Consider the following 15,237-nt stretch of genomic DNA (forward strand, 5'->3'; position numbering starts at 1 on the left):
CGCCGTGCTGAGCGTGCGACCCGGTCATACCCTGGGTGGACCGTCCCTGCAGCGCCCGGGAGCCTGCCATGACCGTCACCGATGCCGTGACCGCCTCGACCGCGACGAGGGGGCGCCCGTGGGTGTCCGAGGCGCTGCACCGGGCTGATCCGCAGATCGCCGACCTGCTGGCCGCCGAGGCCGAGCGGCGCGCCGAGACGATCCAGCTGCTGGCGGGGGAGAACCTCACCACCCCCGCCGTCCTGGCGGCGCTGACCGGCCCGCTGATCGACAAGTACGCGGAGGGCTACCCGGGCCGGCGGCACCACACCGGCTGCGCGCTGGCGGACGCCGCGGAGCTGCTGGCGATCGACCGGGCGCGCGGGCTGTTCGCCGCCCCGCACGCCAACGTCCAGCCCCGATCGGCGACTTCGGCGATGCTCGCGGCGTACGCGGCGCTGCTGCGGCCCGGTGACGGGGTGCTGGCGATGTCGCTGGAGCACGGCGGCCACCTCACCTGCGGCTCGCGGGCCAACTTCTCCGGCCGCTGGTTCGACTTCACCGGCTACGGCGTGCGCGAGGCCGACGGCCTGATCGACCTCGACCAGGTGCGCGAGCTGGCCCGGGAGCACCGTCCGAAGGCCATCGTGGCGGGTTCGATCTCCCACCCCCGGCACCCGGACTGGGCGGCCTTCCGGGAGATCGCCGACGAGGTGGACGCCTATCTGATCGCCTCCGTCGCGCAGACCACCGGCCTGGTCGCGGCCGGGGTGGCGCCCTCCCCGGTGCCGTACGCGGACGTCACGGTGGCGGCCACCCACAAGCTGCTGCGCGGCCCGCGCGGGGGCCTGCTGCTGTCCACTGCGGAGCTGGCCGAGCGGATCGACCGGGCGGTGTTCCCGTTCAGCCAGGGCGGCGCGGCGATGAACGAGGTGGCCGGCAAGGCGGTGGCGCTGGCGGAGGCCGGGACGCCCGCCTACCGGGCGTACGCGCAGCGGACGGTGTCCGGGGCGCAGGCGCTCGCCAGGGGGCTCGCAGAGGCCGGTGTGCGCCCTGTGACGGGCGGCACCGACACCCACCTGGTGACCGCCGACGTCAGTCCGCTCGGGGTGACCGGCGCGGAGGCCGAACGGCGCTGCGCGGCGGCCGGGTTGCTGCTCGGCAAGTGCGCGCTGCCGTTCGACCCGGCGCCGGCCGCGGACGCCTCCGGGATCAGGCTGGGCACGGGCACCGTGACCAGCCAGGGGATGGGCGAGGCGGAGCTGGCCGAGATCGCCGGACTGATCGCCCGGCTGCTCGCCGGGGAGGCGTCCGCGCCGGTCGCGGAGCGGGTCCGGGGGCTGGCGGCGGCCTTCGCCGGGTGAGCCCGGGAGGGGCGGGCGTCCACAGGTATCCGGATCTCCTACGCGGGAGGACGAACCGCGATGCACGTCCCGGGCGTCCGACTCAATAAGGTGTGTGCCGTGGCGACGCACCTCGAACCCCGGGACGGCAGGGGAGTACCTTCGGTACCTCCCCGTTCGACAGTGATGCAGGAGGCCAGTGGTGCGTGAGTATCTGCTGGTGCTGTTCTGCACCGCCGCCGTCACCTACCTGCTGACCGGCCCGGTCCGGAAGTTCGCCATCGCGGCCGGTGCGATGCCTCCGGTCCGCGCCCGCGACGTGCACCGCGAGCCCACTCCGCGGCTCGGCGGCATCGCGATGTTCGGCGGGCTGTGCGCGGGCATCCTGGTCGCCTCGCAGCTGGACAACCTGAGCAAGGTGTTCAACGGGGGCAGTGACATCCGCGCGCTGCTGTCCGGCGCCGGGATCATGTTCCTGCTCGGGGTGCTGGACGACAAGTGGGGCGTGGACGCCCTGGTGAAGCTCGGCGGGCAGATGATCGCCGCCGGTGTGATGGTCTGGCAGGGCGTCACGGTGATCACCCTCCCGGTGCCCGGTGTCGGCCCGGTCGCGGTGAGCCCGACCCAGGGCATGGTCATCTCGGTCACCCTGGTCGTCGTCATGGTCAACGCGGTGAACTTCATCGACGGCCTGGACGGCCTGGCGGGCGGCATGGTCTGCATCGCCGCGATGGCGTTCTTCCTGTACAGCTACCGGCTCTGGTACGGCTACGCGATCACCGACGCGGCCCCCGCCGTGCTGTTCAGCGTGCTGCTGATCGGCATGTGCATCGGCTTCCTGGCGCACAACATGCACCCCGCGCGGATCTTCATGGGCGACTCCGGCTCGATGATGCTGGGCCTGATGCTGGCCGTCGCCGCGATCTCGATCACCGGCCGGGTGGACCCGGACCTGATCAACAGTGAGACCGGTTCGCAGACCGCCACCGTGCACACCCTGGTGCCGATCTACATCCCGCTGCTGCTGCCGCTGACGGTCATCGCGCTGCCGCTGGCCGACCTGCTGCTCGCGGTGGTGCGCCGCACCTGGGCCGGCCAGTCCCCGTTCGCCGCCGACAAGCGCCACCTGCACCATCGGCTGCTCCAGGTCGGGCACTCGCACAGCCGGGCCGTGCTGATCATGTACTTCTGGGCGGCGCTGATCGCCTTCGGCACGGTCGCCTTCTCGGTGACCAACACCGGCCGCACGGTGGTGCTGACCCTCGCCGGGCTCTGCCTGGTCGGCCTGGTGGTGCTGCTGACCCCGCGGTTCCGGCCGCGGGCGCCCCGGGCGGTGCAGTCCTTCGTCCCGCCGCGGTACCGGCGGCGGTCGTCCGCCGCGCCGATGGCCGAACTCTCGGCGAAGGACAAGCAACTTCTCGGTGAAGCCGACCGGGACTCGTCCGCGGCCTCCGGCCACGGCAAGGCCACCGGCCGTCGGTGACAGGGAAGTTGACGACCCGCCAAGTGGGCTCACTCGTTCGGCGGAACCGTTGCTCCGTCGGTGTGACAGGTGCCACACATTCATGGTAAAGCTCTCATCAAATAGTTTGTGATACCGTTCACGAGTACCGAGAACACGCCGAAAGACCTGACAGGTGGAGGACTTCCGTCCCTGGTCGGTCTCCCTCGACGGGCCCGCCTCGCGGGCGGCCCGGCGGCGGCCACTCGGTCCGGTGCCACCCCGCCACCATCTGTGCCCGTCCCCCGCCACCTCGACATGCCGCCGGAGCTGCCGACATGCCGTCCAACGACGCCCGGATCCTCCGAGGCGCCGCGATTCCCACTGCGGTCGCCGGGATCATCGCCATGGCGATCTCGTTCGCTGTTGCCGGTGGGAAGGGCCTGCTCGGCGCCTTCTTCGGCGCACTGCTGGTGATGGCCTTCTTCACCTTCGGCCAGATCGCGCTCGACCGGCTGACCAGGTCGAACCCTCAGATGATGATGGCCGCGGGGCTGTTGGTGTACACCACGCAGATCCTGCTGGTCGGCATCGTGCTCGCGATCTTCAAGAACACCGAACTGTTCAACCGGCAGGCCTTCGCCTTCACCCTGCTGGGCTGCGCCCTGATCTGGACGGGCTTCCAGGTGCGCGGCGCACTCAAGGCCAAGACCTTCTACGTCGACACCGACGCCTCGGAAAAGAAGGGCGACAAGCCCTCCGACTCGGGACGTCAACAGTGACGAGGCCTGGCTGTCCCCCCAACGAGGGGGGCGGTGTTTATGCCGCACTGACGGCCTGCTATCGTCCGTCGCAACAACGGAGTACGGGAAGAGGCCTGGTCTGTCCGCACAGCGGATCGATCGCCCCCCGGACCCGCGCAGTCTTCGATGATCCCGCAGTCGCGCAGCGAGCCGTCGCGCGGGGTCGGCGAGAAACCCATCAAGTTCCAGTGCCGTTCCGTGGCCGCAGGCCACGCCGACACACCGAGGTTGCCGTATCCATGCGTCACGACGAAGGAGTCCGTGGTGAGTGCTGAACTCACGTCCCTCGCCTCAGGCAGTTGCCACTTCGGGGACGCTGGCTGCGGCTTCCCGGCCCCGGGTCTGAACGAATTCGACTTCAAGCCGATCTTCACCGTCGGCAGCTTCTACTTCAACAAGCCGATGCTGCTGTCGATGATCGTCGCAGTGTTGGTGGTCGTCTTCTTCTGGGCCGCCTTCGCCAAGCCGCGCCTGGTGCCGGGCAAGCTGCAGCTGGTCGGTGAGATCGGCTACGACTTCGTCAAGCGCTCCATCGTGCTGGAGACGATCGGCAAAAAGGGCGAGAAGTACGTCCCGATGCTGGTCTCGATGTTCTTCTTCGTGTGGCTGCTGAACATCATGTCGATCATCCCGTTCGCACAGTTCCCCGTGACGGCGGCGATCGCGTTCCCGGCCGGCCTCGCGGCGGTCGTGTGGATCACCTACATGACGCTGACCTTCAAGAAGCACGGCTTCGTCGGCGGTCTGAAGAACCTCTGCTGGCCGTCGGGCATCCCCGGCTGGGTCATGTTCATCCTGGTGCCGATCGAGTTCTTCTCGAACATCTTCGTGCGCCCCTTCACGCTCGCGGTCCGAGCCTTCGCGAACATGTTCGCCGGCCACCTGCTGATCGTGATGTTCTCCATCGCCTCCTGGTACCTGCTCAGCCCTTCCCTGGGCGCGCTCTACGGCTCGGCCTCGTTCATCGTCGCCGTCGGCCTGACCGCCTTCGAGCTGCTGGTCCAGTTCCTGCAGGCCTACATCTTCGTGATGCTGGCCAGCAGCTACATCGCCGGTGCCCTGGAAGAGGCGCACTGAGCCTGAGGCCCTGGCCTCTCCTGAACCACCATCCGGATCGCCCGGTGGCCAATCACCACCGGTTCACCACCCCCTGCAAAGGACACAACTGCAATGACCATGATCGCTGAGGGCGTCGTCGGTTCCATCGCTTCCGTCGGTTACGGCCTTGCCGCCATCGGCCCCGGCATCGGCGTCGGTCTGATCTTCGGTAACGGTGTCCAGGCCATGGCCCGCCAGCCCGAGGCCGCCGGTCTCATCCGTTCCAACATGTTCATCGGCTTCGCGCTGACCGAGGCGCTCGCGCTCATCGGCATCGTCATGCCGTTCGTGTTCGGTACCGGCAAGTAATTCCGGCGCACCGGTAGTCCCCCAGACGAAAGGTTCAGATATGAACCCCGTGGTCGCCTTCGCGGCCGAGGAGAAGATGAACCCTCTTCTCCCCGCGTGGCCCGAGGTCATCATCGGCCTGCTCTGCTTCTTCATCGTCTTCGGTCTGCTCGGCAAGAAGCTCCTCCCCAGCATCGAGAAGGTGCTGTCGGAGCGCCGGGACGCCATCGAAGGCGGCATGGAGCGCGCCGAGGCCGCTCAGGCCGAGGCTCAGGCCGTGCTTGAGCAGTACCGTGCCGAGCTCGCTGAGGCGCGCCACGAGGCCGCCCGCATCGTCGAGCAGGCTCGCGAGCAGGGTGCCGCCCAGCTCACCGAGATGCGCGAGGAGGGCCAGCGTCAGCGCGAGGCCATCGTCGCCGCCGGTCACGCCCAGATCGAGGCCGACAAGAAGCAGGCGACTGCCGCCCTGCGCCAGGACGTGGGTTCGCTGGCCACCCAGCTGGCGTCCCGCATCGTGGGCGAGTCCCTGGAGGACTCCGCTCGGCAGAGCGGCGTGATCGACCGCTTCCTGGATGAGCTGGAGGCCAAGGCCGCCGTTGCTCAGGGCGCGGCCAAGTGATCGGCGCCAGCCGCGAGGCGCTCGCCGCCGGCCGGCAGAACCTCGACAGCCTGACCGACTCCACCTCGGTGGACGCGGCCAAGCTCGCCGAGGAGCTCGCCGCCGTCACGGTCGTCCTGGACCGTGAGGTGTCGCTGCGCCGAGTTCTGACCGACCCGTCCCGGTCGGGCCAGGACAAGGCCCAGCTGGTCACCTCGCTGCTGACCGGGCAGGTCTCCGGCGAGGCCGTGGACCTGGTCTCCGGCCTGGTCCGCTCCCGCTGGTCGGGCTCGCGCGACCTGGTGGACGCGACCGAGGAGCTGGCCGCGTACGCCGAGGTCATCGCCGCGGACAAGGCCGGCGTCCTGGACGACGTCGAGGACGAGCTGTTCCGCTTCGGCCGGGTGGTGAGCGGCTCGCACGAGCTGCGCGCCGCGCTGACCGAGCCGAAGGCCGGCTCCGTCGCCAAGGCCGCGCTGATCAACAAGCTGCTCGGCGGCCGCGCCAACGCCGGCACCGTCCGGCTGGTCACCGCCCTGGTCAACGTTCCGCGTGGCCGTAGCCTGGAGCAGGGCCTCGAGTCCTACTCGAAGCTCGCCGCCGCGCGCCGCGGCCGCATGGTGGCCCTGGTCACCAGCGCGGTGCCGCTGTCGGACACCCAGAAGGAGCGCCTGTCCGGTGCTCTGGGCCGGATGTACGGCCGCCAGGTCCACCTGAACATCGACGTCGACCCCGAGGTCGTCGGCGGCGTCCGGGTGCAGATCGGCGACGAGATCATCAACGGCACCGTGTCGAGCCGCCTCGAAGGCGCTCGCCAGTCGCTCGAAGGCTGAGCAACCAGCAGCACATCCGACCCTCGGTCGGGAAACCGGCTCCCCAAGGAGTCGGCAAAACGTACGGCCGGTTCATACGACCCGGCCGAGAGTCGAGTACTTGCGGCCCTCAATGGCGGGCCGAGGATCGCAAACTAGGAGAGCAGGGAAGCCTGATGGCGGAGCTTACGATCCGTCCGGAGGAGATCCGGGACGCGCTGGCCGACTTTGTCCAGTCGTACCAGCCGGACGCCGCTTCTGTGGAAGAGGTCGGTACGGTCACTGACGCAGCGGACGGCATCGCGCATGTCGAGGGCCTGCCCTCGGTCATGGCGAACGAGCTGCTGAAGTTCGAGGACGGCACGCTCGGCCTCGCGCTGAACCTCGACACCCGCGAGATCGGTGTCGTCGTCCTCGGTGAGTTCGGCGGCATCGAAGAGGGCCAGACCGTGCGCCGCACCGGCGAGGTCCTCTCGGTTCCGGTCGGCGACGGCTACCTCGGCCGCGTCGTGGACCCGCTGGGCAACCCGATCGACGGCCTCGGCGAGATCGCCTCCAGCGGCCGTCGCGCCCTTGAGCTGCAGGCCCCCGGCGTCATGGCCCGCAAGTCGGTCAAGCAGCCGCTGCAGACCGGCATCAAGGCCATCGACGCGATGACCCCGATCGGCCGCGGCCAGCGCCAGCTGATCATCGGTGACCGCCAGACCGGCAAGACCGCGGTGGCCGTCGACACGATCATCAACCAGCGCGACAACTGGCGCTCGGGCGACCCGGAGAAGCAGGTCCGCTGCATCTACGTCGCCGTGGGCCAGAAGGGCTCCACCATCGCGTCCGTCCGCGGCGCCCTGGAGGAGGCCGGCGCGCTGGAGTACACCACCATCGTGGCCGCTCCCGCGTCCGACCCGGCCGGCTTCAAGTACCTCGCCCCGTACACCGGTTCGGCCATCGGCCAGGAGTGGATGTACGACGGCAAGCACGTCCTGATCATCTTCGACGACCTGTCGAAGCAGGCCGAGGCCTACCGCTCCGTCTCCCTGCTGCTGCGCCGCCCGCCGGGCCGCGAGGCCTACCCGGGCGACGTCTTCTACCTGCACTCGCGCCTGCTGGAGCGTTGCGCCAAGCTGAACGACGCCCTCGGCGGCGGCTCGATGACCGGTCTGCCGATCATCGAGACCAAGGCCAACGACGTCTCGGCGTACATCCCGACCAACGTCATCTCCATCACCGACGGCCAGTGCTTCCTGGAGTCCGACCTGTTCAACGCCGGCATCCGCCCGGCCGTGAACGTCGGTATCTCGGTCTCCCGCGTCGGTGGCTCCGCCCAGATCAAGGCCATGCGCTCGGTCGCCGGCCGTCTGCGCCTGGACCTCGCCCAGTACCGTGAGCTGGAGGCCTTCGCCGGCTTCGGCTCCGACCTGGACGCGGCCTCCAAGGCCCAGCTGGAGCGCGGTGCGCGCATGGTCGAGCTGCTGAAGCAGGGCCAGTACCAGCCGTTCCCGGTCGAGGAGCAGGTCGTCTCCATCTGGGCCGGCACCACCGGCAAGCTGGACGACGTCCCGGTCGCGGAGATCCGCCGCTTCGAGCGCGAGTTCCTGGACCACGTCCGCCTGCAGCACAAGGACCTGCTGGCCGGCATCGTCGAGACCGGTCTGCTGGCCGACGGCACCGTCGACGCCCTGACCGGCGCGATCGAGGCCTTCAAGCAGGGGTACCAGACCGCCGACGGCAAGCTGCTCTCCGAGCAGGCCTGAGTCCGGTAGCGAGGGAAAGGACGTAACGACCCATGGGAGCACAGCTTCGGGTCTACAAGCGCCGGATCCGCTCTGTCACCGCGACGAAGAAGATCACCAAGGCGATGGAGATGATCTCCGCGGCGCGCATCGGCAAGGCGCAGCGCGCGGTGGCCGCCTCCGCTCCGTACGCCGATGAGCTCACCCGGGCGGTGACGGCGGTGGCCCTCCGGTCCAACGCCAAGCACCCGCTCACCACCGAGAACCCGAACGCCGAGCGCGTGGCCGTCCTGCTGATCACGGCGGACCGCGGACTGGCCGGCGGTTACTCGTCCAACGCCATCAAGGCCTCGCTGACGCTCTCCGAGCGCCTGCGCGGCGAGGGCAAGGACGTCGTGACCTACATCGTCGGTCGGAAGGGTCTGTCGTACTACACCTTCCGCAACCTGTCGGTGGGGAACTCGTGGACGGGCTTCTCGGACAAGCCGACCTACGGTGACGCGAAGACGGTGGCGGCCGAGCTGATCGAGGCCTTCACGGCCGAGACCGGCGGCGTGGACGAACTCCACGTGGTCTCGACCGAGTTCGTGTCCATGCTGACGCAGGACGCGGTCGCGGCGCGGCTGCTGCCGCTGAAGCTGGACGAGGTCCAGCTCAGCGACCAGACGTCGGCCAAGTCGGAGATCTTCCCGCTGTACGACTTCGAACCGTCGGCGGAGGGCGTGCTCGACGCGCTGCTGCCGCGGTACGTCGAGAGCCGGATCTACAACGCGCTGCTGCAGTCGGCTGCTTCCGAGCACGCCGCCCGCCGCCGCGCGATGAAGAGCGCGACGGACAACGCCGGCGAGCTCATCAAGTCGCTCACGCGGCTTGCCAACTCGGCCCGTCAGGCCGAGATCACCCAGGAAATCAGCGAGATCGTCGGTGGCGCCAACGCGCTCGCTGACGCGAGCCGCGGGAGCGAATGACTATGACTGCCACTGTTGAGCCGACCACGGCGACGGGCCGCGTCGCGCGGGTCATCGGCCCGGTCGTCGACGTGGAGTTCCCCGTCGACGCGATCCCGGAGATGTACAACGCCCTGCACGTCGAGGTGAACAACCCCGACGGCACGGGCAAGAAGACCCTCACCCTCGAGGTCGCCCAGCACCTCGGCGACGGCCTGGTCCGCGGCATCTCGATGCAGCCGACCGACGGCCTGGTTCGTGGCGCGCAGGTCACCGACACCGGCTCGGCCATCTCCGTGCCGGTCGGCCAGATCACCAAGGGCAAGGTCTTCAACGCCCTCGGCGACGTGCTGAACGTCGACCAGGCGGAGTTCGACTCCCAGGTCGAGGTCCGGTGGCCGATCCACCGCAAGGCCCCGGAGTTCAAGGACCTCGAGTCCAAGACCGAGATGTTCGAGACCGGCATCAAGGTCATCGACCTGCTCACCCCGTACGTCACGGGTGGCAAGATCGGTCTGTTCGGTGGTGCCGGTGTCGGCAAGACCGTTCTGATCCAGGAGATGATCTACCGCGTCGCCGAGAACTTCGGTGGTGTGTCGGTGTTCGCCGGCGTCGGCGAGCGCACCCGTGAGGGCAACGACCTCATCGACGAGATGGTCGACTCGGGCGTTCTGGACAAGACCGCGCTGGTCTTCGGCCAGATGGACGAGCCGCCGGGCACCCGTCTGCGCGTCGCGCTCTCCGCGCTGACCATGGCGGAGTACTTCCGTGACGTCGAGAAGCAGGACGTGCTCCTCTTCATCGACAACATCTTCCGGTTCACCCAGGCCGGTTCCGAGGTGTCGACCCTGCTCGGCCGCATGCCCTCCGCGGTGGGCTACCAGCCGAACCTGGCCGACGAGATGGGCCTCCTCCAGGAGCGCATCACCTCGACCCGCGGTCACTCGATCACCTCGATGCAGGCGATCTACGTCCCCGCGGACGACCTGACCGACCCGGCCCCGGCCACCACCTTCGCCCACCTGGACGCGACGACCGTTCTGTCGCGCCCGATCTCGGAGAAGGGCATCTACCCGGCCGTCGACCCGCTGGACTCCACGTCCCGCATCCTCGACCCGCGGTACATCGCGCAGAACCACTACGAGACGGCCATCCGTATCAAGGGGATCCTGCAGAAGTACAAGGACCTCCAGGACATCATCGCCATCCTCGGTATGGACGAGCTGTCCGAAGAGGACAAGATCACGGTGCACCGCGCCCGTCGCATCGAGCGCTTCCTCTCGCAGAACACCTACGTGGCGAAGCAGTTCACCGGTGTCGAGGGCTCGACCGTGCCGCTGTCGGAGACCATCGAGGCCTTCAACTCGATCGCCGACGGCAAGTACGACTCCGTCCCGGAGCAGGCCTTCTTCATGTGCGGTGGCATCGAGGACCTCGAGAAGAACGCCGCCGAGCTGGCGAAGAAGTAATCGCGGCCGGTAGCAGCTGAGTGACCGTGAGGGGTGGCCCCCGAGCCTGGGGACCACCCCTCACGGCACATCGGCTGTGATTCCGGTCAAATCCGTGCCGCCGGTTTCATGCCGGAGGCGCGGGGCCGTTATTCTTACCGAAACTCCCGAGTAATCGGGGGTTGCATGAGCCTAGGAGCCCACGTTGGCTGAGCTGCACGTCGAGCTGGTCGCAGCCGACCGCAAGGTGTGGTCCGGTGCGGCCACCATCGTCGTCGCCCGTACGGCCTCCGGTGACACCGGCATCATGCCGGGCCACACCCCGGTGCTGAGCGTGCTGGAGACCGGTCCGGTCACCATCCGCACGGTGGACGGCGGCACCGTCATCGCCGCGGTGCACGGCGGCTTCATCTCCTTCGCCGACAACAAGCTGTCTCTGCTCGCGGAGATCGCCGAGCTGGCGGACGAGATCGATGTCGCGCGTGCCGAGCGCGCACTGGAGCAGGCCAAGTCCGACCTGGACGCGCACGCCGAGCGTCGCGCCGAGGTCCGACTGTTCGCGGCGCGCGGCCTCAAGGCCCACGCCTGAGTGTGCCGGACCCCCGGCTTGGCGGGGTCGACCGACGGTCCCGGGGACGCGCGAGCGTGACCCCGGGACTGTCGTCGTAGTTGGTAGGTCAGCGCGGTCGTCCGGGACGACCGCAACGGGGAACGCGGGTAGCGAGGAGGTAGGTGAGCATGGTCCTCGCGCTTGTGGTGTGTGCGGCGGTCGTGGCGCTGGGAGTGATCGGCCTGATGGCCTTCGCCGTACGCCGCCGCCTGATCCAGCGGGTCGGCGGCACGTTCGACTGCAGCTACCGGCTCAAAATGCCCGCCGACGCCTCGACGCAGCCCGACCTCGACGAGAACGGCAAACCCACCTCAGCCCCGGTCCCCCCGACCGACGGCAAGGGGTGGGTTTTTGGTATCGGCCGGTACAGCGGCGACTCGATCGAGTGGTTCCGGGTCTTCTCGTACGCCCCGCGTCCGCGCCGGGTGCTGCCGCGCCGGGAGATCGAGGTGCTCGGCCGGCGCTACCCGGAGGGCCAGGAGGAGCTGGCGCTGCTCTCCGGCTCGGTGGTGCTGCGCTGCCTGCACAACGGGGCACCGCTGGAGCTGGCGATGAGCGAGGACGCGCTCACCGGCTTCCTGGCCTGGCTGGAGGCGGCCCCGCCCGGGCAGAGGGTCAACGTCGCGTAGCGGCGAGACCCTCGGGATGGGGGTCCCCCCGGCCGGAGGCTGGGGGAGGTCAACGTCGCGTAGCGGCGAGACCCTCGGGATGGGGGTCCCCCCGGCCGGAGGCTGGGGGAGGGTCGACGTCGCCTGGGGTTAACGCCGCCTAACCCGGGCGGCTAGGGTGGCGGCATGGTCAATCTGACGCGCATCTACACCCGTACCGGGGACGACGGCAGCACCGCGCTCGGCGACATGAGCCGGACCACCAAGACCGACCCGCGGCTGATGGCGTACGCCGACGCCAACGAGGCCAACGCGGCGATCGGGGTGGCCCTCGCGGTCGGCGCGCTGTCCGAGGACGTGGCGGCCGTGCTGACCCGCGTCCAGAACGACCTGTTCGACGTCGGCGCCGACCTGTCCACGCCCGTGGTCGAGGACCCGAAGTACCCGCCGCTGCGGGTGCTGCAGTCCTACATCGACCGGCTGGAGGGGGACTGCGACCACTACCTGGAGCAGGTGGAGAAGCTGCGCAGCTTCATCCTGCCCGGCGGCACGCCCGGCGCGGCCCACCTGCACCTGGCCTGCACGGTGGTGCGGCGGGCCGAGCGCTCGACCTGGGCGGCGATCGCCGCGTACGGGGACTCCGTCAACCCGCTGACCGCGAAGTACCTCAACCGGCTGTCCGACCTGCTGTTCATCCTGGCCCGGGTGGCCAACAAGGAGCGCGGTGACGTGCTCTGGGTGCCGGGGGAGAACCGCTAGACGCCCGTTCCCCAGGACTTCGGCCCCGCGTGTTCGACCGCGCGGCCGTCCTCGACCTGCGTGTCGGCCGGGGGCTCCTTGGGCCAGACCGAGTAGCAGCCCGCCACGATCACGTTGACGACGGGCGCGATGCCCAGCTTCCAGTACCACTGGGCGAAGGTGCCGAAGTGGGCGGAGCCCGCGGACAGCGGGACGAGCAGGGTGATCAGGGCCAGGGTGATCACCGCCGAGACGACCGTCCGCTTGGCGATCTGCCACTCGTACGCCGTCCGCTCCGGGCCGTACTTCGGCGAGGGCGGCGGCTTGGGGCCGTCGGCGAAGCGGTACAGGAAGTGCCGGTCGGCCCAGGCGACCAGCGAGGGGCCGTAGCCGACCGAGAAGCCGGCGTAGCTCGCGGCCAGGGCGTGCGTCCAGCTCGCCTCGGCGCCGCCGCGCAGGTCGAGCACGGTGAGCGCGTAGAGGGCGAGGTCCACCGCCGGCAGGCCGACCAGCAGCACGGTGCTGGTGCGGCGCCACCGCAGCAGGTAGCGGGTGGAGAGGGCGAGGCCGAGCACGATCCACCAGGAGATCTCGGCTGCGACGATGAGGGTGACGATCACGTTCTGCTCCGGTCGTTGCGACGGTGTGCGCCTGTCCCTCGGGTTCTCCCGGACCCGGTGAGGACGCAGGAGACAGGCCCTCGTCCAGCCTCGCGTGGGCGCGGTGGGGTGTCGTCGTCGCGCGGTGCCGTCCGGGGCTGCACCTTTCGATGTAGCGGGCTCCTCCGCGGACCGGAGTCGGGCGGGCCGCCGGGGATGGTGAGATGGGGGCGTGCTCGTACCGTCTCTCCCCCCGCGCCGACTGGACCGGCTGATCGCCCTGTGCGGGCTGCTCGGCGGCGCGGTGCTGATCACCTTCAAGGTGTACGACCGGGCGGACCGGGTGCCGCCGTGGGCGGTGGCGCTGCCGCTGCTGACGATGGCGGGGCTGGAGCTGGTCCGGCGCACCCGGCCGGTGCTGGCGGTGTCGCTCGGCGGGCTGGCCTTCGCGGGGAACGTGTTCGCCGGCAGCCTGCTGGCGACGACGATCATGTACACCGACCTGCTGTACGCGGCGGTGCTCTACGGCACCCACCGGATGTCGCGGGTGCTGCACCTGAGCGGCGGTTCGACGGTGCTGGTGCTCTCCGCCCTGGCGTGGTGGGTGGCCGGCACGGCGGCCGGGCTGCTGATCGTGGTGGTCAGCGCGCTGGTGTTCCTGGCGCCGGTGTGGACCGGCGACGTGGTGCGCAAGCACCGGCAGGAGGCGGAGACCGAGCGGCTGCGGGCCGAACAGACCGCGCTGCTCTCGGAGATGGACCGGCGCGAGGCGGTCGGTGCCGAACGGGCGCGGATGGCGCGGGAGTTGCACGACGTGGTGGCCAACCACCTGTCGGCGATCGCGATCCACGCGACCGGGGCCCAGTCGGTGGCCCGGCGACGGCGGTTGGCCGCGGACGATCCGCTGGTGGAGGTGCTGGCGGTGATCCGGGAGAACAGCGTCCAGGGATTGGCCGAAATGCGTCGCATGATCGGACTGCTCCGGGACAGCGGCGGGGGAGAGGTCGACGAGTCGTACGCGGCGCCCGACCTGGCCGCGGTGGACGCCCTGTTGGCCAAGGCCCGGGCGGCCGGGCAGGACGTGGGGCTGGAGTTCGAGCTGACCGAGCTGGGCGCGCGCGGTGACGTCCCGGTGCCGGTCGGGCTGGCCGCGTACCGGATCGTGCAGGAGTCGCTGACCAACGTGCTCAAGCATGCCGGGCCCGGACTGGTCACGCTGCGGCTGGAGTTCGGCCCCGAGCAGCTGCGGATCGCCGTCGACAGCCCGTACCGCGGCGAGGCGGGCCGCGGGCTGCCCGGCGCCCGGGCCGGGCTGGTGGGCATGGCGGAGCGGACCGGGCTGCTCGGCGGCAGCTTCGAGGCCGGGCCGCGGGACGGGTACTGGAGGGTGCGCGCGGTGCTGCCGCGCGCGCAGGAGAGCGAGGGACGGGTATGACGATCCGGGTGCTGGTGGCCGAGGACCAGGCGGCGGTACGGGCGGCGCTGGTGATGATCCTGCGTGCCGAGCCCGGGATCGAGGTGGTCGGGCAGGCCGCCGACGGCGAGGAGGCCGTCCGGCTGGCGCTGGAACTGCGGCCCGACGTGGTGCTGATGGACGTGCAGATGCCCCGGCTGGACGGCGTCTCGGCGACCCGGCAGGTGGTCGACTCCGGGGCCGCCCAGGTGCTCGTGCTGACCACCTTCGACCTGGACGAGTACGTCTACGGCGCGCTGCGGGCGGGCGCGGCCGGCTTCCTGCTCAAGGACCTGGAGGCGGACACCCTGGTCGAGGGCATCCGTACGGTGGCGCGCGGCGACGGCATGCTGGCGCCCTCCGTGACCAGGCGGCTGATCGGGGCCTTCGCCCGCCCGGAGCGGCGGGTCGGACCGGAGGCCCGGGCGGCGGTGGCGGGGCTGACCGGGCGCGAGGGGGAGGTGCTGGCCTGTCTCGGGGCCGGGATGTCCAACGGGGAGATCGCGGCCCGGCTGGAGATGGCGGAGGCGACCACCAAGACCCATGTCAGCCGGATCCTGGCGAAGTTGCGGTTGCGCAGCCGGGTGCAGGCGGCGATCCTGGCCCAGGATCTCGGTCTGACCATCTGACGAGCATCCTGATCAGCTGACCAGGTCGGTTGCAGATCACACTCCCGATTGCTATTGCGCAGCGGGTTCGGGCACTAAAGTCCGCGTGAGCGAGCGGAGCGAGTGGACGCATT

General features: G+C 70.0%; 16 protein-coding genes. 15 read left to right on the forward strand and 1 reads right to left on the reverse strand.

Annotated features, from left to right (window positions below):
• Positions 1-68 precede the first annotated feature (68 nt).
• The 13 genes from ACZ3YL_RS19010 to ACZ3YL_RS19070 all read left to right on the forward strand — a co-directional run bounded on the left by ACZ3YL_RS19010 (position 69) and on the right by ACZ3YL_RS19070 (position 12,464).
• Entirely contained in the window at positions 69-1,343 is a 1,275-nt protein-coding gene (locus ACZ3YL_RS19010; protein WP_465658595.1) for a serine hydroxymethyltransferase, read from the forward strand.
• 181 nt (positions 1,344-1,524) lie between these two features.
• A complete protein-coding gene (locus tag ACZ3YL_RS19015) occupies positions 1,525-2,805 on the forward strand; it encodes an MraY family glycosyltransferase (protein ID WP_188302979.1) in 1,281 nt (426 codons plus the stop codon).
• 296 nt (positions 2,806-3,101) lie between these two features.
• Positions 3,102-3,545, forward strand: coding sequence for a hypothetical protein (locus tag ACZ3YL_RS19020; protein ID WP_188302978.1), 444 nt, complete (start codon positions 3,102-3,104; stop codon positions 3,543-3,545).
• A 285-nt stretch (positions 3,546-3,830) separates the two neighbouring features.
• Positions 3,831-4,643, forward strand: coding sequence for a F0F1 ATP synthase subunit A (gene atpB / locus ACZ3YL_RS19025; protein ID WP_317620911.1), 813 nt, complete (start codon positions 3,831-3,833; stop codon positions 4,641-4,643).
• A 93-nt stretch (positions 4,644-4,736) separates the two neighbouring features.
• The gene (atpE, locus tag ACZ3YL_RS19030; RefSeq protein ID WP_097236234.1) at positions 4,737-4,973 is read left to right on the forward strand and encodes an ATP synthase F0 subunit C; all 237 of its coding nucleotides are present in this window, start codon (positions 4,737-4,739) and stop codon (positions 4,971-4,973) included.
• A gap of 40 nt (positions 4,974-5,013) precedes the next feature.
• On the forward strand, positions 5,014-5,571 hold the full coding sequence (locus tag ACZ3YL_RS19035) for a F0F1 ATP synthase subunit B (protein ID WP_188302976.1): 558 nt from the start codon (positions 5,014-5,016) through the stop codon (positions 5,569-5,571).
• Positions 5,568-6,383: a F0F1 ATP synthase subunit delta gene (locus tag ACZ3YL_RS19040; RefSeq protein ID WP_188302975.1), complete on the forward strand. Its 816-nt coding sequence runs from the start codon at positions 5,568-5,570 to the stop codon at positions 6,381-6,383. Before ACZ3YL_RS19035 ends, ACZ3YL_RS19040 begins: the two co-directional genes overlap by 4 nt.
• Before the next feature lie 155 nt (positions 6,384-6,538).
• On the forward strand, positions 6,539-8,113 hold the full coding sequence (gene atpA, locus ACZ3YL_RS19045) for a F0F1 ATP synthase subunit alpha (protein ID WP_188302974.1): 1,575 nt from the start codon (positions 6,539-6,541) through the stop codon (positions 8,111-8,113).
• Positions 8,114-8,145: 32 nt separating this feature from the next.
• Positions 8,146-9,060 carry a F0F1 ATP synthase subunit gamma gene (locus ACZ3YL_RS19050; RefSeq protein WP_465658600.1) on the forward strand — a complete coding sequence of 305 codons (915 nt, stop codon included), beginning with the start codon at positions 8,146-8,148 and terminating at the stop codon, positions 9,058-9,060.
• A 2-nt stretch (positions 9,061-9,062) separates the two neighbouring features.
• Positions 9,063-10,508, forward strand: a complete 1,446-nt coding sequence (atpD, locus tag ACZ3YL_RS19055) for a F0F1 ATP synthase subunit beta (RefSeq protein WP_188302972.1) — start codon at positions 9,063-9,065, stop codon at positions 10,506-10,508.
• 184 nt (positions 10,509-10,692) lie between these two features.
• Positions 10,693-11,076: a F0F1 ATP synthase subunit epsilon gene (locus tag ACZ3YL_RS19060; protein ID WP_030282045.1), complete on the forward strand. Its 384-nt coding sequence runs from the start codon at positions 10,693-10,695 to the stop codon at positions 11,074-11,076.
• 149 nt (positions 11,077-11,225) lie between these two features.
• Entirely contained in the window at positions 11,226-11,726 is a 501-nt protein-coding gene (locus ACZ3YL_RS19065; protein WP_188302971.1) for a DUF2550 domain-containing protein, read from the forward strand.
• Positions 11,727-11,891: 165 nt separating this feature from the next.
• Positions 11,892-12,464, forward strand: a complete 573-nt coding sequence (locus ACZ3YL_RS19070) for a cob(I)yrinic acid a,c-diamide adenosyltransferase (protein WP_465658603.1) — start codon at positions 11,892-11,894, stop codon at positions 12,462-12,464.
• On the opposite strand, the gene ACZ3YL_RS19075 is transcribed toward ACZ3YL_RS19070, so the two are convergent.
• Complete coding sequence (locus tag ACZ3YL_RS19075; protein WP_465658605.1) at positions 12,461-13,063, reverse strand: hypothetical protein; 603 nt, start codon at positions 13,061-13,063, stop codon at positions 12,461-12,463. The genes ACZ3YL_RS19070 and ACZ3YL_RS19075 overlap by 4 nt on opposite strands.
• 211 nt (positions 13,064-13,274) lie before the next feature.
• Between ACZ3YL_RS19075 and ACZ3YL_RS19080 the strand changes: the two genes are divergently transcribed.
• Positions 13,275-14,477 carry a sensor histidine kinase gene (locus tag ACZ3YL_RS19080; RefSeq protein WP_188302968.1) on the forward strand — a complete coding sequence of 401 codons (1,203 nt, stop codon included), beginning with the start codon at positions 13,275-13,277 and terminating at the stop codon, positions 14,475-14,477.
• Positions 14,474-15,124: a response regulator gene (locus ACZ3YL_RS19085; RefSeq protein WP_188302967.1), complete on the forward strand. Its 651-nt coding sequence runs from the start codon at positions 14,474-14,476 to the stop codon at positions 15,122-15,124. Before ACZ3YL_RS19080 ends, ACZ3YL_RS19085 begins: the two co-directional genes overlap by 4 nt.
• Positions 15,125-15,237 lie beyond the last annotated feature (113 nt).

This window comes from Kitasatospora sp. NPDC023176, from assembly GCF_055560495.1.

Excerpts from the sequence above, each read along its gene's own strand:
- ACZ3YL_RS19010 (WP_465658595.1), top strand. The coding sequence starts at position 69 with ATGACCGTCACCGATGCCGTGACCGCCTCGACCGCGACGAGGGGGCGC.
- ACZ3YL_RS19020 (WP_188302978.1), top strand. The coding sequence starts at position 3,102 with ATGCCGTCCAACGACGCCCGGATCCTCCGAGGCGCCGCGATTCCCACT.
- atpE (WP_097236234.1), top strand. The coding sequence starts at position 4,737 with ATGACCATGATCGCTGAGGGCGTCGTCGGTTCCATCGCTTCCGTCGGT.
- ACZ3YL_RS19035 (WP_188302976.1), top strand. The coding sequence starts at position 5,014 with ATGAACCCCGTGGTCGCCTTCGCGGCCGAGGAGAAGATGAACCCTCTT.
- atpA (WP_188302974.1), top strand. The coding sequence starts at position 6,539 with ATGGCGGAGCTTACGATCCGTCCGGAGGAGATCCGGGACGCGCTGGCC.
- ACZ3YL_RS19050 (WP_465658600.1), top strand. The coding sequence starts at position 8,146 with ATGGGAGCACAGCTTCGGGTCTACAAGCGCCGGATCCGCTCTGTCACC.
- atpD (WP_188302972.1), top strand. The coding sequence starts at position 9,063 with ATGACTGCCACTGTTGAGCCGACCACGGCGACGGGCCGCGTCGCGCGG.
- ACZ3YL_RS19065 (WP_188302971.1), top strand. The coding sequence starts at position 11,226 with ATGGTCCTCGCGCTTGTGGTGTGTGCGGCGGTCGTGGCGCTGGGAGTG.
- ACZ3YL_RS19070 (WP_465658603.1), top strand. The coding sequence starts at position 11,892 with ATGGTCAATCTGACGCGCATCTACACCCGTACCGGGGACGACGGCAGC.
- ACZ3YL_RS19085 (WP_188302967.1), top strand. The coding sequence starts at position 14,474 with ATGACGATCCGGGTGCTGGTGGCCGAGGACCAGGCGGCGGTACGGGCG.